The sequence below is a fragment of the Roseitalea sp. genome (genome assembly GCF_984466335.1).
On the sequence record NZ_CFIFWG010000031.1, the window covers coordinates 1 to 19,891 of the forward strand.

A 19,891-nucleotide genomic window follows, 5' to 3' on the forward strand; every position below is an offset into this window, starting at 1 on the left:
TCCAAGCCGGAGGCCGGCAACACATTGAAATCACATGATAGCCGCACATCGCCCGAGCCTGGTCTTTTGCGCTCTGGACGGTGTTGCGCGCGCCCTGCCGGATCGCAAAATCCCGGCGCTCAGGCGATTCCAGCCAAAGACAAGCCGCTCTAGGGCCGTTGGTCGCGTGCAGTTCGACCCGCCCCTGATCGAAGCGGAGCTTGTGCGCCGCTACACGCGCTTTCTGGCCGACGTGACCTTGCCCGGCGGCGAGGTGGTCACCGTTTCGGTGCCCAACACCGGCTCGATGATGGGGCTGACGAGGCCCGGTTCACGCGTTTACCTCTCCCGCTCCGATGACCCGAAGCGAAAATACGCGCACCGCCTTGAGATCGTCGAGGCCGACGGCACGCTTGTCGGCATCAACACCGGCCTGCCCAACCGCCTGGCTGAAGAAGCCATCGCGGCGGGCCTTGTCGCCGATCTGGCCGACTATGCGACGCTGGCGCGCGAGCAGAAGTACGGCACAAATTCCCGTATCGACCTTCTGCTCGACGATCCGGCGCGCGGCAGCGCCTATGTCGAGGTCAAGAACGTCCATCTGCGGCGCGTGCCGGGCCTGGCCGAATTTCCCGACACCAGGACGAGCCGGGGCGCAAAACATCTGCGCGAACTGGGCGCGATGGCCGAGGCCGGCCATCGCGCGATCATGGTGTTCGTGATCCAGCGCGGCGATTGCGACACATTCAGGCTGTGCCGCGATCTGGACCCCGGCTACGCGGCCGAATTCGACAGGGCGACGGCACGCGGGGTTGAAGCGTTCGCGGTTCGGTGCCAAATCTCGAAGACGGCCATCACGCCCGACACGCTGCTCGCCATCGGCGAGCCGGCGGCGGGCGCTCCCCGAAACGAGCTTGCGGACCGATGACCATGGTGACCTATCTCGACGCGGCCATCGCCCCGGTGAAGAATACCGGGCAGATCCGCCTGCACGGCGCGGAAGGGTTTGCGGCCATGCGCAAGGCGGGCGCGCTGGCCGCAAAGGCGCTCGACGAATTGGCCGGCCTGGTCAAGCCGGGCACGACGACGAACCAGATCGACCGGTTCCTGTTCGAGTTCGGCATGGATCACGGCGCGGTGCCGGCAACGCTCAACTATCGCGGCTACACAAAGTCAAGCTGTACCTCGATCAACCATGTGGTCTGCCACGGCATTCCCAACGACAAGCCGCTGCGCGACGGCGACATCGTCAACATCGACGTCACCTATGTGGTCGATGGATGGCACGGCGACACGTCGCGCATGTACCCGGTCGGCCGGCCCAAGCGCGCCGCCGAGCGCCTGATGGACGTCACCTATGAGTGCATGATGCGCGGGATCGCCGCCGTCAGGCCAGGCGCGCGGATGGGCGCGATCGGGGCGGCGATCCAGGCTTACGCGGAGGCCGAGCGTTGCTCGGTGGTGCGCGATTTCTGCGGCCACGGCATCGGCCGTCTCTTCCATGACGCGCCGAACGTGCTCCACTACGGCCGCGCGGACGAGGGCGCCGAAATCAAGCCCGGCATGATCTTCACCGTCGAGCCGATGATCAATCTGGGCCGCGCCCATGTGAAGGTGCTGTCGGACGGATGGACCGCGGTCACGCGCGACCGGTCGCTTTCGGCGCAGTACGAGCATACCGTCGGCGTGACCGAAGCGGGCCGGGAAATCTTCACCCTGTCGCCGGGCGGGCTCGACAGGCCGGGCCTGCCCATCGAACGATAATTCAGTCATGGCGGACGATCGCGACGGCCATGACGAGCGCGACGCCTTCCTGCGCGAGGCGCGCGGGGGCGGTCCGTTCACCCGCGCAAAACCCGCCAAACGCGCCTCGCCCCATGCCGGCCACCGCGACCGGCTGCGCGCGCGCTTCGCAAGGGCCGGTGCCGATGCGCTGGCCGACTATGAACTGCTGGAGCTCTTGCTTTACCGCTCGATCCCGCGCCGCGACACCAAGCCCATCGCCAAGGCGCTGATCGCGCGCTTCGGCTCCTTCGGGGCCGTGCTGGGCGCGGACACGGCGCGGCTCGCCGAGGTGTCCGGCATGGGCGAAGCCAGCGCCTTCGACCTCAAGATCGTCGCCCAGGCCGCCAGGCTGCTGGTGCGCCAGGGCATCGACGACCGGCAGGTCCTCAGTTCCTGGTCGGCGGTGATCGACTATTGCACCGCGGCCATGGCCCATGAGAGCCGCGAGCAGTTCCGCGTCCTTTATCTGGACAAGAAGAACGGGCTGATCGCCGACGAGGTGCAGCAGACCGGCACGGTGGACCATACGCCCGTCTATCCGCGCGAGGTGCTGCGACGCGCGGTCGAACTGCACGCGACGGCCGTCATCCTGGTGCACAACCACCCTTCCGGCGATCCCACGCCGTCGCGCGCCGACATCCGGATGACCAGGAAGATCATGGAGGTTCTGGAACCGCTCGACATTGTCGTCCATGACCATGTGATCATCGGCAAGGCCGGCCATGCGAGCCTGAAGGGGCTGGGGCTGGTGTGATTTCTAGCCCTGCCCTTTGCGAGTCGCAAAGGGCGAGACCGCAGATCACAACGGGATGTTGTCGTGCTTCTTCCAGGGGTTTTCGAGGTCCTTGTTCCTGAGCAGCCGCAGCGCTTTCGCGACGCGCCTGCGGGTCGAGCGCGGCATGATCACCTCGTCGATATAGCCGCGCTCGGCGGCGACGAAGGGCGACAGGAAGCGGTCCTCGTAGGATTGCGTGTGCGCGGCGATCTTGTCGGGATCGTCCAGATCCTTGCGGTGGATGATCTCGACGGCGCCCCTGGCGCCCATCACCGCGATCTGCGCGCTCGGCCAGGCATAGTTGATGTCGCCGCGCAGATGTTTCGACGCCATCACGTCATAGGCGCCGCCGAACGCCTTGCGCGTGATCACGGTGATCTTGGGCACGGTCGCCTCGCCATAGGCGAACAGCAGCTTCGCGCCGTGCTTGATCAGCCCGCCATATTCCTGCGCCGTGCCCGGCAGGAAGCCCGGCACGTCGACGAAGGTGACGACCGGGATCGAAAAGGCATCGCAAAAGCGCACGAAGCGCGCCGCCTTGCGGCTGGCGTCGCTGTCGAGCACGCCGGCGAGCACCAGCGGCTGGTTGGCGACGAAGCCCGTCGTGCGCCCCTCCATCCGGCCGAAGCCGGTGACGATGTTGCCGGCGAAATCGGCCTGGATCTCGAAGAAGTCGCCCTCGTCGACCGTCTTGGCGATCAGTTCCTTGATGTCGTAGGGCTTGTTGGCATTGTCGGGCACGAGCGTGTCCAGCGAAGGGTCGTCCTCGCCGATCGGCTGGTGGATTTCCAGTTCCGGAACCGGCGCGATGTTCGAGGAGGGCAGGAAGTCGACCAGCCGGCGCATCTGCAACAGCGCCTCCACATCGTGATCGTAGGCGCCGTCGGCGATCGACGATCTGGTGGTGTGCACCCTGGCGCCGCCCAGCTCCTCGGCGGTCACCGTCTCGTTGGTGACGGTCTTGACCACGTCGGGGCCGGTCACGAACATGTAGGAGCGCTCGCGCACCATGAAGATGAAGTCGGTCATGGCCGGCGAATAGACGTCGCCCCCCGCGCACGGCCCCATGATCACCGAAATCTGCGGGATGACGCCCGAGGCCAGAATGTTGCGCTGGAACACTTCGGCATAGCCGCCCAGCGCCGCCACCCCTTCCTGGATGCGCGCCCCGCCCGCATCGTAAAGGCCGATGATCGGCGCCCGGTTCCTGAGCGCCATGTCCTGGACCTTCATGATCTTGCCGGCATGGGTTTCCGACAGCGAACCGCCGAACACGGTGAAGTCCTTGGCGAAGACGAACACGGCCCGGCCGTTGACCGTGCCCCAGCCGGTGACCACGCCGTCGCCGGGAATCCTGGTCTCGTCCATGCCGAAATCGGTGCAGCGGTGCTCGACGAACATGTCGAACTCCTCGAAGCTGCCGGCGTCGAGCAGCACGGCCAACCGTTCGCGCGCGGTCAGCTTGCCGCGCGCGTGCTGGGCGTCGATGCGCCTCTGCCCGCCGCCGACCATCGCCACCGCGCGACGCTGTTCGAGTTCCTCGATGACCTCTTTCATGGGCTGTCCCCGCCTTTGTCGTTTTGCCCCATCGCTAGCGCGCAAGGCCACCTTTCGGCCTATGCGCCGAGCGCGCGCACCATGCGCGAGGCCGCCTCCATCTCGTGCCAGCGCCGGTCGCGGCGCGCCTTCGCCTCGGCGTCCTCACCCCATCGCGCGATGTTGAAGTCCTCGTCCACATGCGCGGCCTGCCAGGCTTCGGCGGCGGTCCATTGGCGGCGAAAGACGCCGTAGGCGAGAACGGCCGAACTGGTCAGCGTCGTCATCGAATGCTGCGCGGCGAGCGCGACCGGATCGGCGATCTGCCCGATCAGCGCACCCATGGCGGCGAGCGTCTGGCGCGGCTGGGTCACATGCATCAGCCCCTCGGCGAGGTTGAAGCGGTGTCCGGCCACGCCCTCGGCCCAGGCGAGCGGGCCGTCCCACCGGGCGCTTTGGGCCTTGACCAGCGCGGCGGGCGCATCGGCGCGGTAGCACAAAAGGTCAGAGCCGAAGAAACGGACGATATCCTCGACCACCGCCTGCCGGTCCGTGGCCACGCCGTCGATGGCCGTGTTGACGAGGCGCCAGGCCGGCATGGTCGCCGGATCGATGACCGCGCCCTGGGCGGAGAACTCGTCGGCGACGATCCGGGCGGCGGGCTCGGTCGCGAGCCGGATGGGGCTGCCGCCGGGCGTCCGCGCCGTGCCGCCGTCCAGCCGGACGGAAAAGCCGTCCTCGTCGGCGGCCACGCTCACCTCGGCGTAAAAGCGCCCGGGCAGCGGCGCGCGCATCGCCTCCTGCGCCGCTTTGACCGGGTTTCTGTCATTGCCGCGCCCCTCGCCCGGCTCCGAAAGAGTATCACGCACCGCTCATGCTCCCGTCATCGTCGGCATACGGGATAGACCGACCGGCCGGCGCGCACAAGCAGGGCGCCATTTCCCGGATCGCGGGCGGCTGTGCCATAGTGCGGCCTGATTCGGGGCTTGTTCGAAACGACATGGCAATGGACGACTCAGGCGATCTCTTCGGCTCATCGCAAGCAGCGCCCGCGCGCAGGACGCCGCCGCGCCGGGCGGCCGGCAAGCCCGCCGCGCCCCGCGCGGGCGATGGCGGCTACGACGCCTCGTCCATCGAGGTGCTCGAAGGGCTGGAGCCGGTCCGGCGGCGGCCGGGCATGTATATCGGCGGCACCGACGCAAAGGCGCTGCATCACCTGTTCGCCGAGGTGATCGACAATGCGATGGACGAGGCCGTCGCCGGGCACGCCAGCTTCATCGAGGTTGCGCTGGAAGCGGACGGATCGCTCACCGTCACCGACAATGGCCGCGGCATTCCGGTCGATCCGCACCCCAAGTTCAAGGACAAGTCGGCGCTCGAAGTGATCATGACGACGCTGCACGCGGGCGGCAAGTTCGACGGCAAGGCCTATGAGACGTCCGGCGGCCTGCACGGCGTCGGCGTGTCGGTGGTCAACGCCCTGTCGGACAGTCTCGACGTGGAGGTCGCGCGCAACCGCAGGCTCTATCGCCAGCGCTTCGAGCGCGGCAAGGCGCGCGGCCCGCTTGAGGATCTGGGCGAGGTGCACAACCGGCGCGGCACGACGGTGCGGTTCCATCCGGACGCGCAAATCTTCGGCGAGAACGCCCGCTTCGATCCGGCCCTGCTCGCCAGGATGGCGCGCTCGAAGGCCTATCTGTTCGGCGGGGTGGAAATCCGCTGGCAGTGCCCCGAGGAGCTGATCGCGCCCAAGGACCGGGACAAGACGCCGCCAAAGGCCACGTTCCATTTTCCCGGCGGGCTCAGCGACTATCTCGAAGCCTCGCTTGACGGCAACCATCGCATTTCCGAGACGGTCTTCGCCGGCAGGACGGAGAAATCGAGCGGCCACGGCGCGGTCGAATGGGCGATCACCTGGCACACCGGCGACGGTTTCGTGAACTCCTACTGCAACACGATCCCCACGCCCGAGGGCGGCACGCACGAGGCCGGCCTGCGCCTGGCCATGACGCGCGGCCTGAAGGCGTATGGCGAGATGATCGGTACCAAGCGCGCCTTGGCGATCACCACAGAGGACGTGATGATCTCGGCGGCCGCGATGCTGTCGGTCTTCGTGCGCGAGCCCGAATTCGTCGGCCAGACCAAGGATCGGCTCGCCACGATCGAGGCGCAGCGGATCGTCGAGCAGGCGCTGCGTGATCCGTTTGACCACTGGCTGACCGCCTCGCCGCAACAGGCCAACCGCCTGCTCGAATGGGTGGTCGAGCGCGCCGACGAGCGCCTGCGGCGTCGCAAGGAAAAGGAAATCAACCGCAAGAGCGCGGTGCGCAAGCTGCGCCTGCCCGGCAAGCTGGCCGACTGCTCGCAGAACGCGGCCGCCGGCGCGGAAATCTTCATCGTCGAGGGCGATTCGGCGGGCGGCTCGGCCAAGCAGGCGCGCAACCGGGCAAGCCAGGCGATCCTGCCGCTGCGCGGCAAGATCCTCAACGTCGCCTCGGCCGGCCGCGACAAGCTGAGCGCCAACCAGCAGATCGCCGACATCGTCCAGGCGCTCGGCTGCGGCACGCGCTCGAAATATCGCGATGCGGACTTGCGCTACGAGCGCGTGATCATCATGACGGACGCCGATGTCGACGGCGCGCACATCGCCTCGCTCCTGATCACCTTCTTTTATGCCGAAATGCCCGATCTGATCCGCAACGGCCACCTCTATCTGGCCGTGCCGCCGCTCTACAGGATGAGCCAGGGCGGCCGCACGCTCTATGCGCGCGACGACAGCCACCGCGCCGAACTGATGGAGCGCGAATTCAACCACAAGGGCAAGGTCGAGGTGTCGCGCTTCAAGGGGCTGGGCGAGATGCTGCCCAAGCAGCTCAAGGAAACGACCATGGACCCGGCGGTGCGCACGCTGCTCAGGGTCGAGATCGACGAACTCGACGCCGCCTCGACGCGCCGCGCCGTCGATGATCTGATGGGAACGCGGCCCGAGGCGCGCTTCCGCTTCATCCAGGACAATGCGGCCTTCGCCAAGGACCTCGATATCTGAGAAGCCGCGCGCAGGCGCCTGACGTCAGGCCGCGGCCAGATCGCGCGCATGGGCACGCGCATTGTCGCGCATCGCATCGAGATGGATGGTCCGCAGCAGGCCGACAATGTCGTCATTGGCCGCATCGCGGCGGCTGCCCTTGTCCTGCTCGATGCGTTCCATGAGGCGGCGCGTGACCTCCTGAACCCCGGCGGCGAGACGGCCCATGGCCACCTGGCGCCACAGCGAGACCGCGTGCACGAAGACCGGCTGGACGCTGTCCGCCAGCCCCGCATCGGCCAGCAGCGCACGCAACGGGTTGACGCGCTCACTGACGAGGATCGCCGTCACGCGCTGCGGCGGCATATCGGTGAGCGCCGACAGCACGGAGGCGAGAAAGTCGATCTGCCCCCGGCATGCCGCGCGCACCAGAAGCACGGTGGTCAGGTCGCCATGATCGCGCATCGGATCGACCAGCGCGGCGCACCCGGCCGTATCGATCCGCTCCAGCAGCGTGCACAGCGCCTTCTGCTCGCCTTCGCGCACGAGATGGTCCGCCCCGTCGGGGCCGGCCGCGGCCCGCACGAGCGGGCTGGCCGACAGGGCTCGGGCGGCCGCCTTCATCAGTCTGTAGCGAAGTGCGGGCGACAGATCGCGACGTTCAAGAAGCGCACCGCGCAGACCGGCATGGGCGGCGAACCGGGAGGCCAGAAGCCCCAGGCACGCCGGGCACAGGCGCGCATTGGCGTTGCGGACCAGGACGAGGGCCGCCTCCGCCGCCCCGTAGCGGCTCAGCGCGGTCGCCAGCGGGTTGGAGACCTCCGCCCGGCCGGCGATCAGGCATTGCAGGCGGGCCGGCGAGGTGCGCGCCCGTTCGATCAGATCGTGATCGTCGATCAGCGGCGAGCGCGCGATCACGATCGCGGCGATGTCGATCTGGTCGCGCACCAGCGCCGTCATGATCTGCGGCGGCGCATGGACGCTGGCGGCCAGCGCCTCGGCGAGGGCGAAGCGCACCTTCGGCGAGGGATCGTCCAGCAGCAGGGTTAGCGCCGCTTCCGCCGCCACCCTTTCGCTCACGTCGAGACCGGACTGCAGATAGGCGCGCGCCAGCGCCGATGCCGCAGCGGCGCGCCGGGCGACGTCGGCCGAATCCTTCCATTTGAGGAAATGTTCTACGATCAATGGTCGACGCCCCCATTCCGCATGCTCGGCGGAACGTTAGGGACAAAAGGTTTACGACCGGTTCACCATGTTCGTTGACGGACCGGCAACCGTCGGCACTTCGGCCAGGGCGTGTTCGGGCGCGGCGAACGGACCTTCATAGTCGCTGATCAGCGAATCGACGTCCGGACGCGGCCGGTCGGGAATGGCGGTGTCGTAGCTGCCGATGTGAATGACCGCCGCCATGCGCTCGTGCGGGGCGAGACCCAGGATCGCCCGGCCCCCCGCATCGTCGCTGTACCAGCCGGTCACCCAGTTGACCGCGTAGCCGGCCGCATTGGCGGCCGTCACGAGGTTCATCGCCGCCGCTCCGGCCGAAAGGAACTGCTCCCATTGGGGGATTCGGGCGTGCGGGGCGGCGGTCGACACGACGCCGACGGCGACCGGCGCGCGCCGCAGCCGGTTGCGCTCGCGCGCAAGCTCGTCCTTGGTGGCGTCCGGATTGCGCTGACTGACGAGCGCGGCGAACGCCTCGCCGATACGCGCGCCGGCATCGGGGCGGTAGACGATGAAGCGCCACGGTTCGAGCCGACCATGGTCGGGCACGCGCGCGGCGATCGCGATCAGGCGCCGCAGTTCGCCTGCGTCGGGTCCGGGTTCGCGAAACTGCGTCAAGGGAACCGATTTGCGCCGCTCCAGAAAGGCAAGAACGGCCTCCTGGCGTTCACCGGGCTGGATCAATGACATGACGACTCCTTCTCCACGCTCGCCATATGTCGCATCGGCCTTGAAATTGCCACCCGATTGCGGTCTGAACGGGTCGATGACTCGCCTTTTGCGCCGATCGACCACTCAGTTCGCTCGCGCATGCGCCGCCCTTGCGGTGCTTGCGCTGATGACGGCGGCCATTGCCCAGGAGAGGCTCGATGAGGAGGCGGCCGATGGCCTGCCGCCGATCGAGGTGCCGGCAGATGCCGTCGATCTGCTGCTCGATCTCGAACTGCCGGGACTGACCAGCTATGCGCCGGCCGATCGGATTGCGCCGCTGACGGGCATCACCGCCGGCGAACTGCTCCTTGAAGCCCTGCTGAGCGATGCCGGACCGACGGTCGGCAACGGCCTGGTCTGGCGCGTGTTCGGCGCGCAGGCCGGAACGGACGGCAAACTGCCGCTGATCGCCACCGCGGAGGGCGGCGCGGCCCGCTTCGCGCTCGAACCGGGCAGCTATCTGGTCCATGCCGCCTTCGGCCGCGCCAGCGCCAGCGCGCGTATCTCGATCGGCGCAGAAGAACGGCGCAAGACCATGGTGCTCGACGCCGGCGGATTGATGCTCGACGCCTCGCTTCCAGAGGGCGGGGCCGTGCGGCGCGGCAAGCTTTCCTTCGATATCTACGATATGGGCGAGGCCGGCGAACGCGACCTGATCCTGCCGGGCGTGCCGGCTGGAAAGACCGTGCGCCTGCCGGCGGGCACCTACCATGTCGTCTCCCGCTATGGCGCGGTCAACGCCAATATCCGCGCCGACCTGCGCGTCATCGCGGGCCAGTTGACCGAAGCGGCCATCGAGCACCGCGCCGCGCAGGTGACGCTCAACCTGGTGCGGTCGGAGAACGGATTTCCGCTCGCCGACACCGCCTGGTCGGTCATCGGCGCATCGGGCGAGGTTCTGGCCGAACATGTGGGCGCCTACCCGACGATGATCCTTGCGGCGGGCGACTATACCGTCATCGCCAACCATCGCGACCGGATCTATCAGCGCAATTTTACGGTCATGGCCGGCCGTGACGTCACGGTCCGCGTGGTGGCGGACGATCGGGCCAGTCAATAAAGCTTTTCCTTGTGGAAGGAGACGCGTCCCGCCGGGCGCGATCGGGATCAGCCGGGCTTGGCCTCGGCGAGCTTGGGTTCGGAGGGCCTGGGTTCGGAGGACTTGGGCTCGGCGAACAGGCCCCGCCTGACGAACAGCACGTCCTTCTGCTCAAGCCGCCCGGTGCCGGGATGGCGCCATTCGCCGACCTCGTCGAAATAGTCAAAGCCATGCCCGTCCATGATGTCGACCATCTCGCGAAACGTCTTCGCCTCGGGCGAGGGACGCTCGATCGTCAGTTCCAGCATGACGACGTCGACCTGCTTGGCCAGCAGCCTCGTTCCGCCTTCAAGCGCCAGATGCTCGGCGAACTGGACGTCGAGCTTGAGCAGAACACGGCCCTTGATCTTCTTTTCGCGGGCGATCTGGTCGACGGTCTTGACCTCGACCTGAACGGCCTCGGTCTGCACCGCCACCGAGCCGATCGCGACCAGCGAACTGTTGTAAAGGTCGTCCGAGACCTGGAACGTCATCTTGCCGCGCTTGCCCGCCACGGCGCATTCGACCACCTCGAACCTGTCTTCGTGTTCAACGGGCGGATAACGGCTGAACAGGGGATCGACGAGCACATAGCGCGCCTCCGGGTAAACACGATGAAGTGTCGCCGACCAAATGCCGCTGGAGGCGCCAATATCGAGCACAGCATCGGGCGTGTAACCCATCCGCTTCATGCGCCGAAAGGCCCGGACCATGTCGACCTGGTCGGCAACCACGCCGTTTTCGACCAATTCCGGAATGTAGTAGCCGAATTCGCCGGCCTCGATCTCGAATGCACGCTCAAAGCGATCCTCGCCCGGACCGGCGCCCGCCAGCGCCGATTGCGAAAGCAGGCGGTAGACACCATTGGCGGAAAAGAGCGGGCCGAGGCTTGCCGACTTCTCTCGGATCCGGGACTGGACATCGGCATCGACCAGCCGACCGATCGCATCGGCGATCGCCTTGGGCTCATAGGGCACGGTCTCGCCGAGATCAAAGCGCCGCACGAAGCGCGCGGCGCCGCTCTCCGCCTCGCCGAGCACCAGGAGCGGCGTGCCGGCAGCCGCGACGATGAACGGCATGCGCGAAGGCAGGCTCAGGCGCGTAATGGCCAGTTGATGACCGGTTTCCCCAAACGTCCCCGACGGAATGATCGCAACGGCAGCACCCGAGACGGCCTTGACGAGGTCCTGCGTGGATGCCTTGGCGATCACCTCAAGCCGGCCGCTTCGAACCACATCGGCAGGAAGCGTGAGCCAGTGGTGATCCTGATTGCTCGAATACCAGCGCAGATACACGTCGGCCTCGACCAGCGCCTTGCACAGCCGATCGAGCCAGGACTGGTGCCAGACATTGCCGATCATGACAGCCTCGCGACGGCCGTTGGGAACCACGGGCCTTGAAGCGGACTTGCGGACGAGGCGGTCGGCCACCACCGGCGGCAAGACGAAAAAGGGCCGGCGGAACTCGTTCTGATAGGCCGTGCGCATCTCGGGAGAGATGGCGAAGCGGGCGTCGGCCGCATCAAGCAGTTCCGCCATCTCGTCGCGCGCGACGGCCGGGTGATGGATCACGTGATCGTCCATCACGTAGACCGACAGTGGCGCGCCGGTTGCCGCCCTGGCCGCAAGTGCGGCACGCACATCCTCGGGAAAATAGCAGACGGCCACGATGACCCGGACATCGTAGACCTGCAACCTCTGCGCGACAAAGGCGCTGGCAGCCGCGCGCGGGTTCGCCGCGCGGGAAAGGTCCGGAAGCAGGATATCCTCGACCGGCTCGACCACCTGCTCGCCGCCCCAATGGTCGAAGGACCGCAAGGTCACAAATGGGCCGGCCTCTTCAAGGATCCGCGTCATGAGAACGCCGGTGCCGTGCGACATGGAAATCTCACTGGGGCAGATGATGAGATCGACGCGCTGCGGCGATTGCTCCGTAATCGGAGCGAACGGGGGAGCGGACAGGCTCCTGCTGTCACCGACACCCGCGCCGCCCCCCGACGGAGATGTCGCCAGGGCGAGTTTGCTTTTCGCCTCAAGAGCTTTGATACGTGCGAGAACCTCTGCAAAACCAGTCATGCGTGTTGACCTTTATGAATTCAAGAGCCGCCGTGCGTTCTGTTTCATGCAACGAGCTTCAAACCACGACGGGCCGTCTCGGCGGCCAGATCTCTTCTGAGAAAAAAGATATCAACGCTGATTAGCGCATTTGATTCATTGGCATACATGTCACCGAAGGTCGTCGCGACGAAATCGAAAGGATCGAGGAATTGGACGAGATCGGACAGCAGAGGCGTATCCGGGCCGTAGTCTCGATAAAGCCATGTTTCGAGCAGCAGGCACTTCGTATGGGCGAGCGTCTGTTGGGAGCCTTTCAGAATCTCCAATTCAAACCCCTGCACGTCAATCTTCAAAAGGTCGGGCTTCGGCAGATGATGTTCCTCGACGAAATCATCCAATCTACGCACGGGCACGCCGTGCCTGTCATTGACGAGATGATACTCCGAGGGGATCAGCGTGCTCGAAAATCCATCCGGGAAGACCTGGATCGGCAATGTTCCGTTGATGTTGCCCAACGCGATCGGATGCAGCTTGAAATGTGGAAATCGCCTCAAGCACTCCTGCATGTCGCCATAGTAGGGGCTGCTCGCGCCCGAAAGCGGCTCGAACAGGTGATAATTCGCGTCAGGCAGGACCTCGGCCATGTCCTCGGACCAATCACCGTTTGAGGCCCCAACGTCATAGACGGTTTTTAGGCTTACAACCCCAGATTGAACGAGCTTTCGCGCGTATTCGGTGTCCAGTGCGGAGTGTTTCGCGCAGCGAAATGGCATGTGTCAGTAACCGCGATCCGGGCATGCCGATAGGCGTCCTGGCAAAGGACGGAGCATGCTTATGACGTTAAGTGCCAGCGAATCGCGCCCTTCATTGGCGTGGGAAGTGAAAGATGAAGCATGACGGTCGACCGTTGACGGCAGGCATCTTGGCTTTGCTAGGCCGACTTTCGGAGAATCGTTTCGTTATCGAGATACCATTGATAGGTCGCCGCGATGCCGTCCTTGAGCGCAATGCGCGACCGCCAGCCCAGCGCCGCCAGTTTCGAGGAATCCATCAGTTTGCGCGGCGTGCCGTCCGGCTTGCTGCGGTCATGGACGAGCGCGCCGTCGAAACCGACGATTTCGCCGATCAACGCGGCGAGTTCGCGGATCTCGATGTCTTCGCCGACGCCCGCGTTCAGGTGCGGCGCATCCGAATAGTGCTCCATCACGAAGACAAGCGCGTCGGCGAGATCGTCGACATGCATGAACTCGCGGCGCGGCGTTCCCGATCCCCAAAGCGTCACGGACGGCGCGCCCGACCGCCGGGCATCGTCGAACTTGCGCAGCAGGGCCGGCAGGACATGGCTCGACGTCAGGCTGAAATTGTCGCCCGGCCCGTAAAGGTTGGTCGGCATGACCGAGACAAAGTCGCGGCCATGCTGACGGCGATAGGCCTGGCAAAGCTTGATCCCGGCGATCTTGGCCACCGCATACCATTCGTTGGTCGTCTCAAGCGGGCCTGTCAGAAGCGCTTCCTCGACCAGCGGCTGGTCGGCGAGCTTGGGATAGATGCACGACGAGCCAAGGAACAAAAGCTTGCCGACATCGTTGCGGTGCGCCGCCTCGATGATGTTCGCCTCGATCATCACATTGTCGTAGAGGAAATCGGCCGGATAGGTGTCGTTGGCCAGGATGCCGCCGACCTTGGCGGCGGCGACGAAGACCGCATGCGGGCGCTCATCGGCCATGAACTTTCTGACTTGGGCCTGATCGCGCAGGTCGACCCTGCCCCGATCCTCGCGGACGATCTCGCAATCGCCTCGCGCTTCGAGCGCCCTGACGATGGCCGAGCCGACCATGCCCCGATGGCCCGCCACCCAGACCCGTTTGCCCGTCAGCGCGTAAGCTTGCTGTCCCATGTCTTTGCGCCCCTCAAAGAAAACATGCCCGTCGCATGTGCTTCATAGACATGCGGCCGGTCAGATGCAATGCCGCTGTTGAAACGGCGTCGTTGAGGCGGCGGCGGCCGCGCCAGGGTCGATCCGATGACGGACGGACTTGTCAATGGGGATGGCCACGGGGGATGGCCACGGGAGATGACCAAGGACGATGGCCGGCGTGATGCGGCAAGCGCGCTTTCTTCGCTTGATGATACGCATCCGCCGCGATAAGGAGCCCTGTTCCGGATCCGGGGCTATACCTATAAGCAATTGCAAGTCGGGGGGCGGATTGGCAATGCTCGTTTCACTCGAAGATCACAAGATCGCCATTGTCGGTCTCGGCTATGTCGGGCTGACCCTGGCGGTGGCGATGGCAGATACAGGCTTTGAAGTGCACGGAATCGAGGTCCGTGACGAGGTTCTGGACGAACTCGGGAAGGGCCGTGCCCATTTCCACGAGCCGCGCCTGGACGACAAGCTCAAGCGCGTGCTTGCCCGCAAGCGCTTCAGCGTCGGAAAGCAAGCCGATCCGGCTTTCGGCGCAAGCGTCTTCGTCATCACCGTGGGTACGCCGCTCAATGCGTCGGGAGAAGCCTATCTGGGCTCGGTCGAACGCGCCGCGCGCCAGGTCGCCGAGGCCATGGCCGACGGCGCTCTGGTCATATTGCGCTCGACGGTGAAGCTCGGCACGGCGCGCAATGTCGTCAAGCCGATCCTCGAGGCGACGGGCAAGCGCTTCGCCATCGCCGTTTGTCCGGAGCGCACGCTTGAGGGCAAGGCGCTGATCGAGCTGCACGAATTGCCTCAGATCATCGGCGCCGACGATCCCGAGACCCGCGCGCGCTGCCAGCGCATCTTCGGCGCGATGACCCACACCACGGTCGCGTTGACCTCGCTCGAAGCGGCCGAGCTGACCAAACTGATCGACAACACCTATCGTGACGTCATGTTCGGCTTCGCCAACGAGGTGGCGCGGCTGTGCTCGGCGGCGGGTCTTTCGGCGAGCGAGGTGATTAGGGCCGGCAAGCTCGGCTATCCGCGCACCAACGTGGCCCTGCCCGGCCCCGTCGGCGGGCCGTGCCTCGAAAAGGACCCCCACATCCTCGCCGAGTCCGCCGCAAGTTACGGCCTCGATATGACGATCACGCGCGCGGCGCGCGCGACCAACGAACTCCAGCCGCAGGAAACCGTCGCACTGATGCGACGGCAGGCCGACCGCCTGCCGGGCTTTGCGCGCGAACCAAGGGTGACGCTGGCGGGACTGGCCTTCAAGGGCGTTCCCGAAACCGACGATCTGCGCGGAACCATGGCCTACCCGATCCGCGATGCGTTGCGCGAGACGTTTGCCGGCGCCTCGATCCGCGGCTACGATCCGGTCGTTGCGCCCGAGGATGTGCGGGCGCACATGGACCTGACGCCCTGCACCTCGATCGAGGATGCGTTCGAGGGAGCCGACATCGTCATCATCGCCAACAACCACCCGCGCTTCCGGGCCATGGACGTTCCGGCCCTGGCCGGCCGGATGTCGCGGCCGGGCCTGATCTATGATTATTGGAACATGCACGATGAAATCGACGAGGCCATGCCGGAAGGCGTGCTCTATATGGCCCTCGGCCGGGAAAATCTGGGGGCAGCGCACTGATGGACAAGCATTATCTGGTTACCGGGGGAACCGGCTTCATCGGTTCGGCTCTCGTGCGGCGGCTGGTCTCGGACGGCCATCGCGTCACCGTGGTCGACAATGACCTGCGGGGCAGCACGGCGCGTCTCAACGATATCGCCGACCGCTTCACGCTGGCGGTCTGCGACGTCCGCGACGTCGAGGCCATGAAGGCGGCCGCCGAGGGCGTCGACTCGATCCTGCACCTGGCCGCGCTCAACGGGACGGAAAACTTCTACAACCGGCCCGAACTGGTCCTCGATGTGGGCGTGCGGGGCATGTACGCCGCCCTTGAGGCCGCCCGCGCCCACGGGATCGACGAGTTCGTCCTCGCCTCGTCCTCGGAAGCCTATCAGACGCCGCCCGAAGTGCCGACGCCCGAGGCCGTTCCGCTGATGATCCCGGACCCTTGGAACCCGCGCTACTCCTATGGCGGCTCCAAGCTGATCTCGGAAATCATGCTCGCCAACTACAATCGCGACGTTCACAAACGCGCCATGGTCTTCCGTCCCCACAATGTCTACGGGCCGGACATGGGGTGGGAGCATGTGCTGCCGCAGTTCATCTTGCGCGCCAAGGAGGCGGCCGAGCGGACGCCCGACGGGCCCGTGCCGTTCCCGATCCAGGGCGACGGCACGCAAACCCGCTCTTTCGTCTTCATCGACGACTTCATCGACGGGCTGATGGCGATCCTGGCGCGCGGCGCCCACCGCGAGGTCTACCACATCGGCACCATGAAAGAGGTGACGATCCGCTCGCTCGCCGAACGCGTCATGGCCTGCTTCGAGCGCGAGGCGAAGATCGTCACCGAAGACCTGCCGGCGGGCTCGACGCTGCGGCGCTGCCCCGATACATCCAGGCTCGCAGCGCTCGGCTACAGCCCGAAGGTGGAGCTCGACGACGGAATCCGCCGTACGGCGGCCTGGTATGTGGCCAACGCCCAGGCGCGACCGGACGCTGCCTGACAGAAAAAGCGCGCGGGAAAGGCGATGACCATGAGGCAAGCAATATCGGCGCTTTTCCTTCCGCGCGCCTTGCTTATCGTTGGGTGCTATGCCGGGCTTGCGTTCGCGCTCGCCATGTTCGCGCCGGGCTTGGGCACGCCGCTGATCATGCTCGCCGTTCTGCTGAGCGCGGCACCCCCGCTTCTTCTGTGGATAGCCCTCGTTCGCCTTTCGACCCGGATCGAGGACACCGGCTGGGCCCTGAACGGAATGCACGACAAGGGAGAAGCCGCCGAAGGCCATTTCAGCAAGATCTATGACGACATCGGCCTTATTGACCGCTGGTGCAAGGACCTGGCGGCCCGATGCGAACGGATGGAGACGCTGGGCGGCGTTCATGCCGAACTGCACTCGCTGGTCGAGGAACTGGCCATGACCGCGGACGCCGAAAACCGCATGATCCACGACCAATTGCGCGCCATGCAGGACAAGGGAGAAGCCGCCGAAGGCCATTTCAGCAAGATCTATGACGACATCGGCCTTTTTGACCGCTGGTGCAACGATCTGACGGCCAGATGCGAACGGATGGAAGCGCCGGGCGGCGTTCATGCCGAACTGCGCTCCCTGATCGAGGAAGTGGCCACCGCCGCGGATGCCGAAAACCGCACGATCCGCGACCAATTGCGCGCCGTGCAGGACAAGGGAAAAGCCACCGAAAGCCGTTTCAGCAAGATCTATGACGACATCGGCCTTATTGACCGCTGGTGCAACGACCTGACGGCCAGATGCGAGCGGATGGAAGCGCCGGGCGGTGTTCACGCCGAACTGCGCTCCCTGATCGAGGAAGTGGCCACCGCCGCGGATACCGAGAAACGCACGGTTGACAATGACCTGCACATCCTCAAAGGGCGCCTGTCGCTGATCGATGACAACATTGCAGCGGCCACGGCGGAACTGGAGGAGCTGACGCGACGCAAAGAGGCGACCTAACGCATGGCGCCGCTCGAAAAATGGGTTATCGATGCCGAACGGCGCTTGATGCGCAATATCCTGCGGAACCGCGATTTCAGCAATCGACTGGGAGAGTTGCCCGAAATCGAGCACGCGCTGATCCGCGCCCTGTCGCCGATGGTCCCCACCAAGACAGCGGTCGATATCGGCGGCAATCGCGGCGCATACACCGATCTCTTCTTGTCGCTCGACTATACGGTCAGCGTGATCGAGCCGGCACCGACACTGGTCAAGGCGCTCCGTGAACGCTATTGCGGACGATCGGAGGTGGCGATCATTCAGGCGGCCGTAAGCGACAATGACGGTCGGGCAGAGCTAAGCTTGGCTGAAGTCACCAGTGAAGTTCGCGGTGCCGGCGACGAGCATCTTTTCAACACCCTGACGCCGTACGGGGCGGCCGGATTGGTCGACTTTCCCTCGACGATACCGGCCGTCACGCGGACTTTGCGGACATTGCGGGCGGACGGCCTCGTGCCACCCGATATCGGCTTCCTGAAGATCGACACCGAAGGCCACGACAGGGCCGTGCTGACCGGCGCCCTGCCGTATCTGGGCCATGTGACCTTATGTGAGTTCTGGAGTGATGAGTATGTGTTGGGCAGTCCGGACGTGCCCAATGAGCCGAAGGACTATGCGGAACTGCTGCGGGACGTGCCCGGCCTCCACTTCCTGACATTGGGCCGCACGGCCGAAAACCGCTTCTATGTGCAGGTCGGCGCGGGCCGCGCCCCGGCCGGCGCCTGGGGCAATGTCATGTTCACCGCCGACCACACGCTTTTCATGGTCGCCGCCAACTGGTGCCTTGACGTGCTTGGCCGGGATGCCCTGATTGTCTGAAGCTTCTGGCGGCATCCGGTCATCGAAGGGCGCTCGGCTATGAGCGCTGCCGCGCCGCCGACGCCGGCGCAGGACGCCGTTGAGCGCCGTCTCGCCGCATGGCGCGCAGGGCGGCCGAAAGTGCACCTGCTCGTCACCGCCAACGACATGAATTTCGAGCACGGCTCGGGCATCCTGATGACCCGGATCATGGAGGAGGCGCCCCACTTCGTCTCGATGCGCGCCTTCGACGATTGGGGCGGCGCGCAGACCATCAAGCCCGTGCGGGCGTTCCGGTACGGCCGCTATGCGACCGACCGGGACGAGATCGGCGCCTACGCCACCGCGCGCCTCGACTATTTCGACATCGAGCAGATCGTCTCCGTGCCGTTCACCCGCGAAGACGTCGCCATGGCGCTGGCGGCCAAGGGCCTCGCCGGCGCACCGCTGACCGTCTACGTCATGGACGACAATGCGATCTTCAACGACGGAATTCCCCGCGCCATGTTCGACGAACTCGTTCGCCGGGCCGACCGCCGGTTCGTCATCTCCGAAACGATGCGCACAGCCTACACCGACGCGTTCGGGCTCGACTTTCACCTCCTGCCGCCGACGGTCCATGCGAAACTGATCCGCCCGGCGCCCAGCGCCGTGCCGGAACGGCGAAGCGATGGCCGTTTGCGGGCGGTCATGGTGGGCAATGTCTGGCACGATGGATGGCTCAGGCGGATGCTCGATGCCATTGCCGGGCTGCCGCTCGACATAGGCTGGCACATCGGTGCCGGGGATCCGCACTGGCTGACGCTCGACGAGGATGCGCTGGCCGAAGCGGGCGTGCGTATAATACGGGGGTCGCCGCCGGAGGCGATCGGCGCGGACACGGAGGCGGCCAGCCTCGTCCTTGTGCCGTCAACGGACGGGCGCGAGACAGACGGACATGCCGCGGCCATCGGGCGGATGTCGTTGCCGAGCAAGATCCCCTTCATCATGGCGACGGCGGGCACGCCGATTTTGGTGCTGCACGAGGTTCAGAGCGGCGCGGCGGACTTCGTCGCGCATGCCGGGATCGGCCTTAACTGCGGCTATCGCCGCGCTGACATCGAGAACGCCCTTTGCCACCTGCGCGATCCGGCCGCGCAATCGGAGATGCGGCGGCGCGCCTTCGATCTTGGGTCGCGGTTCGGCTCTGGGGGCGTTTACGCCATGATGATCGATCCGGAGGCCGATCCGACCCGTTTTGACGCCATCATGCGGCACGCATAGCGCAGGGCGGTCGCAACGGTCGACGCAATATCGACAGCCCCGCGGAGCCATTGGTTACTTAAGAGGAGTGCCTCTCCTCCCCCTCGGGGGGGGGGGGGGGGGGGGGGAAACC

At 65.9% G+C, this 19,891-nt stretch carries 17 protein-coding genes; 10 read left to right on the top strand and 7 right to left on the bottom strand.

The genetic code is table 11. The annotated features are described in order from the left end of the window. Positions 1–166 precede the first annotated feature (166 nt). From sfsA to radC, 3 genes are read left to right on the top strand one after another with little or no spacing between them, the layout of a single operon-like run. Positions 167–907 (top strand): DNA/RNA nuclease SfsA, encoded by a 741-nt coding sequence (sfsA, locus tag AC5E6L_RS04670; RefSeq protein WP_491771596.1) that lies wholly within the window; start codon positions 167–169, stop codon positions 905–907. A 2-nt stretch (positions 908–909) separates the two neighbouring features. Further along, positions 910–1,743: a type I methionyl aminopeptidase gene (gene map, locus AC5E6L_RS04675; protein WP_491771622.1), complete on the top strand. Its 834-nt coding sequence runs from the start codon at positions 910–912 to the stop codon at positions 1,741–1,743. Between the two features lie 7 nt (positions 1,744–1,750). After that, entirely contained in the window at positions 1,751–2,518 is a 768-nt protein-coding gene (gene radC, locus AC5E6L_RS04680; RefSeq protein WP_491229279.1) for a RadC family protein, read from the top strand. Between the two features lie 45 nt (positions 2,519–2,563). Here radC and AC5E6L_RS04685 read toward each other — a convergent pair whose 3' ends face one another. Then, the gene (locus tag AC5E6L_RS04685; protein ID WP_491771599.1) at positions 2,564–4,096 is read right to left on the bottom strand and encodes an acyl-CoA carboxylase subunit beta; all 1,533 of its coding nucleotides are present in this window, start codon (positions 4,094–4,096) and stop codon (positions 2,564–2,566) included. Positions 4,097–4,155: 59 nt separating this feature from the next. Then, a complete protein-coding gene (locus tag AC5E6L_RS04690; RefSeq protein WP_491771601.1) occupies positions 4,156–4,944 on the bottom strand; it encodes an ATP12 family chaperone protein in 789 nt (262 codons plus the stop codon). A gap of 137 nt (positions 4,945–5,081) precedes the next feature. Between AC5E6L_RS04690 and parE the strand changes: the two genes are divergently transcribed. Continuing rightward, on the top strand, positions 5,082–7,121 hold the full coding sequence (gene parE / locus AC5E6L_RS04695) for a DNA topoisomerase IV subunit B (RefSeq protein ID WP_491771603.1): 2,040 nt from the start codon (positions 5,082–5,084) through the stop codon (positions 7,119–7,121). Between the two features lie 24 nt (positions 7,122–7,145). On the opposite strand, the gene AC5E6L_RS04700 is transcribed toward parE, so the two are convergent. Together AC5E6L_RS04700 and AC5E6L_RS04705 are read right to left on the bottom strand one after the other, a co-directional pair. Beyond that, complete coding sequence (locus tag AC5E6L_RS04700; protein ID WP_491229283.1) at positions 7,146–8,285, bottom strand: DUF2336 domain-containing protein; 1,140 nt, start codon at positions 8,283–8,285, stop codon at positions 7,146–7,148. Between the two features lie 51 nt (positions 8,286–8,336). Beyond that, complete coding sequence (locus tag AC5E6L_RS04705; RefSeq protein ID WP_491229284.1) at positions 8,337–9,011, bottom strand: nitroreductase family protein; 675 nt, start codon at positions 9,009–9,011, stop codon at positions 8,337–8,339. A gap of 148 nt (positions 9,012–9,159) precedes the next feature. On the opposite strand from AC5E6L_RS04705, the gene AC5E6L_RS04710 reads away from it, so the two are divergent. Beyond that, positions 9,160–10,092 (top strand): RgsD C-terminal domain-containing protein, encoded by a 933-nt coding sequence (locus tag AC5E6L_RS04710; protein WP_491771605.1) that lies wholly within the window; start codon positions 9,160–9,162, stop codon positions 10,090–10,092. Positions 10,093–10,139: 47 nt separating this feature from the next. Here the strand turns inward: AC5E6L_RS04710 and AC5E6L_RS04715 are convergent, their stop codons facing one another. The 3 genes from AC5E6L_RS04715 to fcl all read right to left on the bottom strand — a co-directional run bounded on the left by AC5E6L_RS04715 (position 10,140) and on the right by fcl (position 14,064). Next, positions 10,140–11,990 carry an FkbM family methyltransferase gene (locus AC5E6L_RS04715; RefSeq protein ID WP_491771607.1) on the bottom strand — a complete coding sequence of 617 codons (1,851 nt, stop codon included), beginning with the start codon at positions 11,988–11,990 and terminating at the stop codon, positions 10,140–10,142. Positions 11,991–12,229: 239 nt separating this feature from the next. Beyond that, positions 12,230–12,940 (bottom strand): FkbM family methyltransferase, encoded by a 711-nt coding sequence (locus tag AC5E6L_RS04720; RefSeq protein WP_491771609.1) that lies wholly within the window; start codon positions 12,938–12,940, stop codon positions 12,230–12,232. 158 nt (positions 12,941–13,098) lie between these two features. Further along, positions 13,099–14,064 (bottom strand): GDP-L-fucose synthase, encoded by a 966-nt coding sequence (gene fcl / locus AC5E6L_RS04725; RefSeq protein WP_491230285.1) that lies wholly within the window; start codon positions 14,062–14,064, stop codon positions 13,099–13,101. A gap of 316 nt (positions 14,065–14,380) precedes the next feature. On the opposite strand from fcl, the gene AC5E6L_RS04730 reads away from it, so the two are divergent. From AC5E6L_RS04730 to AC5E6L_RS04750, 5 genes are read left to right on the top strand one after another with little or no spacing between them, the layout of a single operon-like run. Then, positions 14,381–15,727 (top strand): nucleotide sugar dehydrogenase, encoded by a 1,347-nt coding sequence (locus AC5E6L_RS04730; protein ID WP_491230284.1) that lies wholly within the window; start codon positions 14,381–14,383, stop codon positions 15,725–15,727. After that, positions 15,727–16,710 carry an NAD-dependent epimerase/dehydratase family protein gene (locus tag AC5E6L_RS04735; protein WP_491230283.1) on the top strand — a complete coding sequence of 328 codons (984 nt, stop codon included), beginning with the start codon at positions 15,727–15,729 and terminating at the stop codon, positions 16,708–16,710. The genes AC5E6L_RS04730 and AC5E6L_RS04735 overlap by 1 nt, the downstream gene beginning before the upstream one ends. Before the next feature lie 30 nt (positions 16,711–16,740). Next, entirely contained in the window at positions 16,741–17,679 is a 939-nt protein-coding gene (locus tag AC5E6L_RS04740; RefSeq protein ID WP_491771612.1) for a hypothetical protein, read from the top strand. Between the two features lie 3 nt (positions 17,680–17,682). Continuing rightward, the gene (locus tag AC5E6L_RS04745) at positions 17,683–18,537 is read left to right on the top strand and encodes an FkbM family methyltransferase (RefSeq protein ID WP_491771614.1); all 855 of its coding nucleotides are present in this window, start codon (positions 17,683–17,685) and stop codon (positions 18,535–18,537) included. Positions 18,538–18,576: 39 nt separating this feature from the next. Further along, a complete protein-coding gene (locus AC5E6L_RS04750) occupies positions 18,577–19,779 on the top strand; it encodes a glycosyltransferase family protein (protein ID WP_491230581.1) in 1,203 nt (400 codons plus the stop codon). The last annotated feature ends 112 nt before the right edge of the window (positions 19,780–19,891 follow it).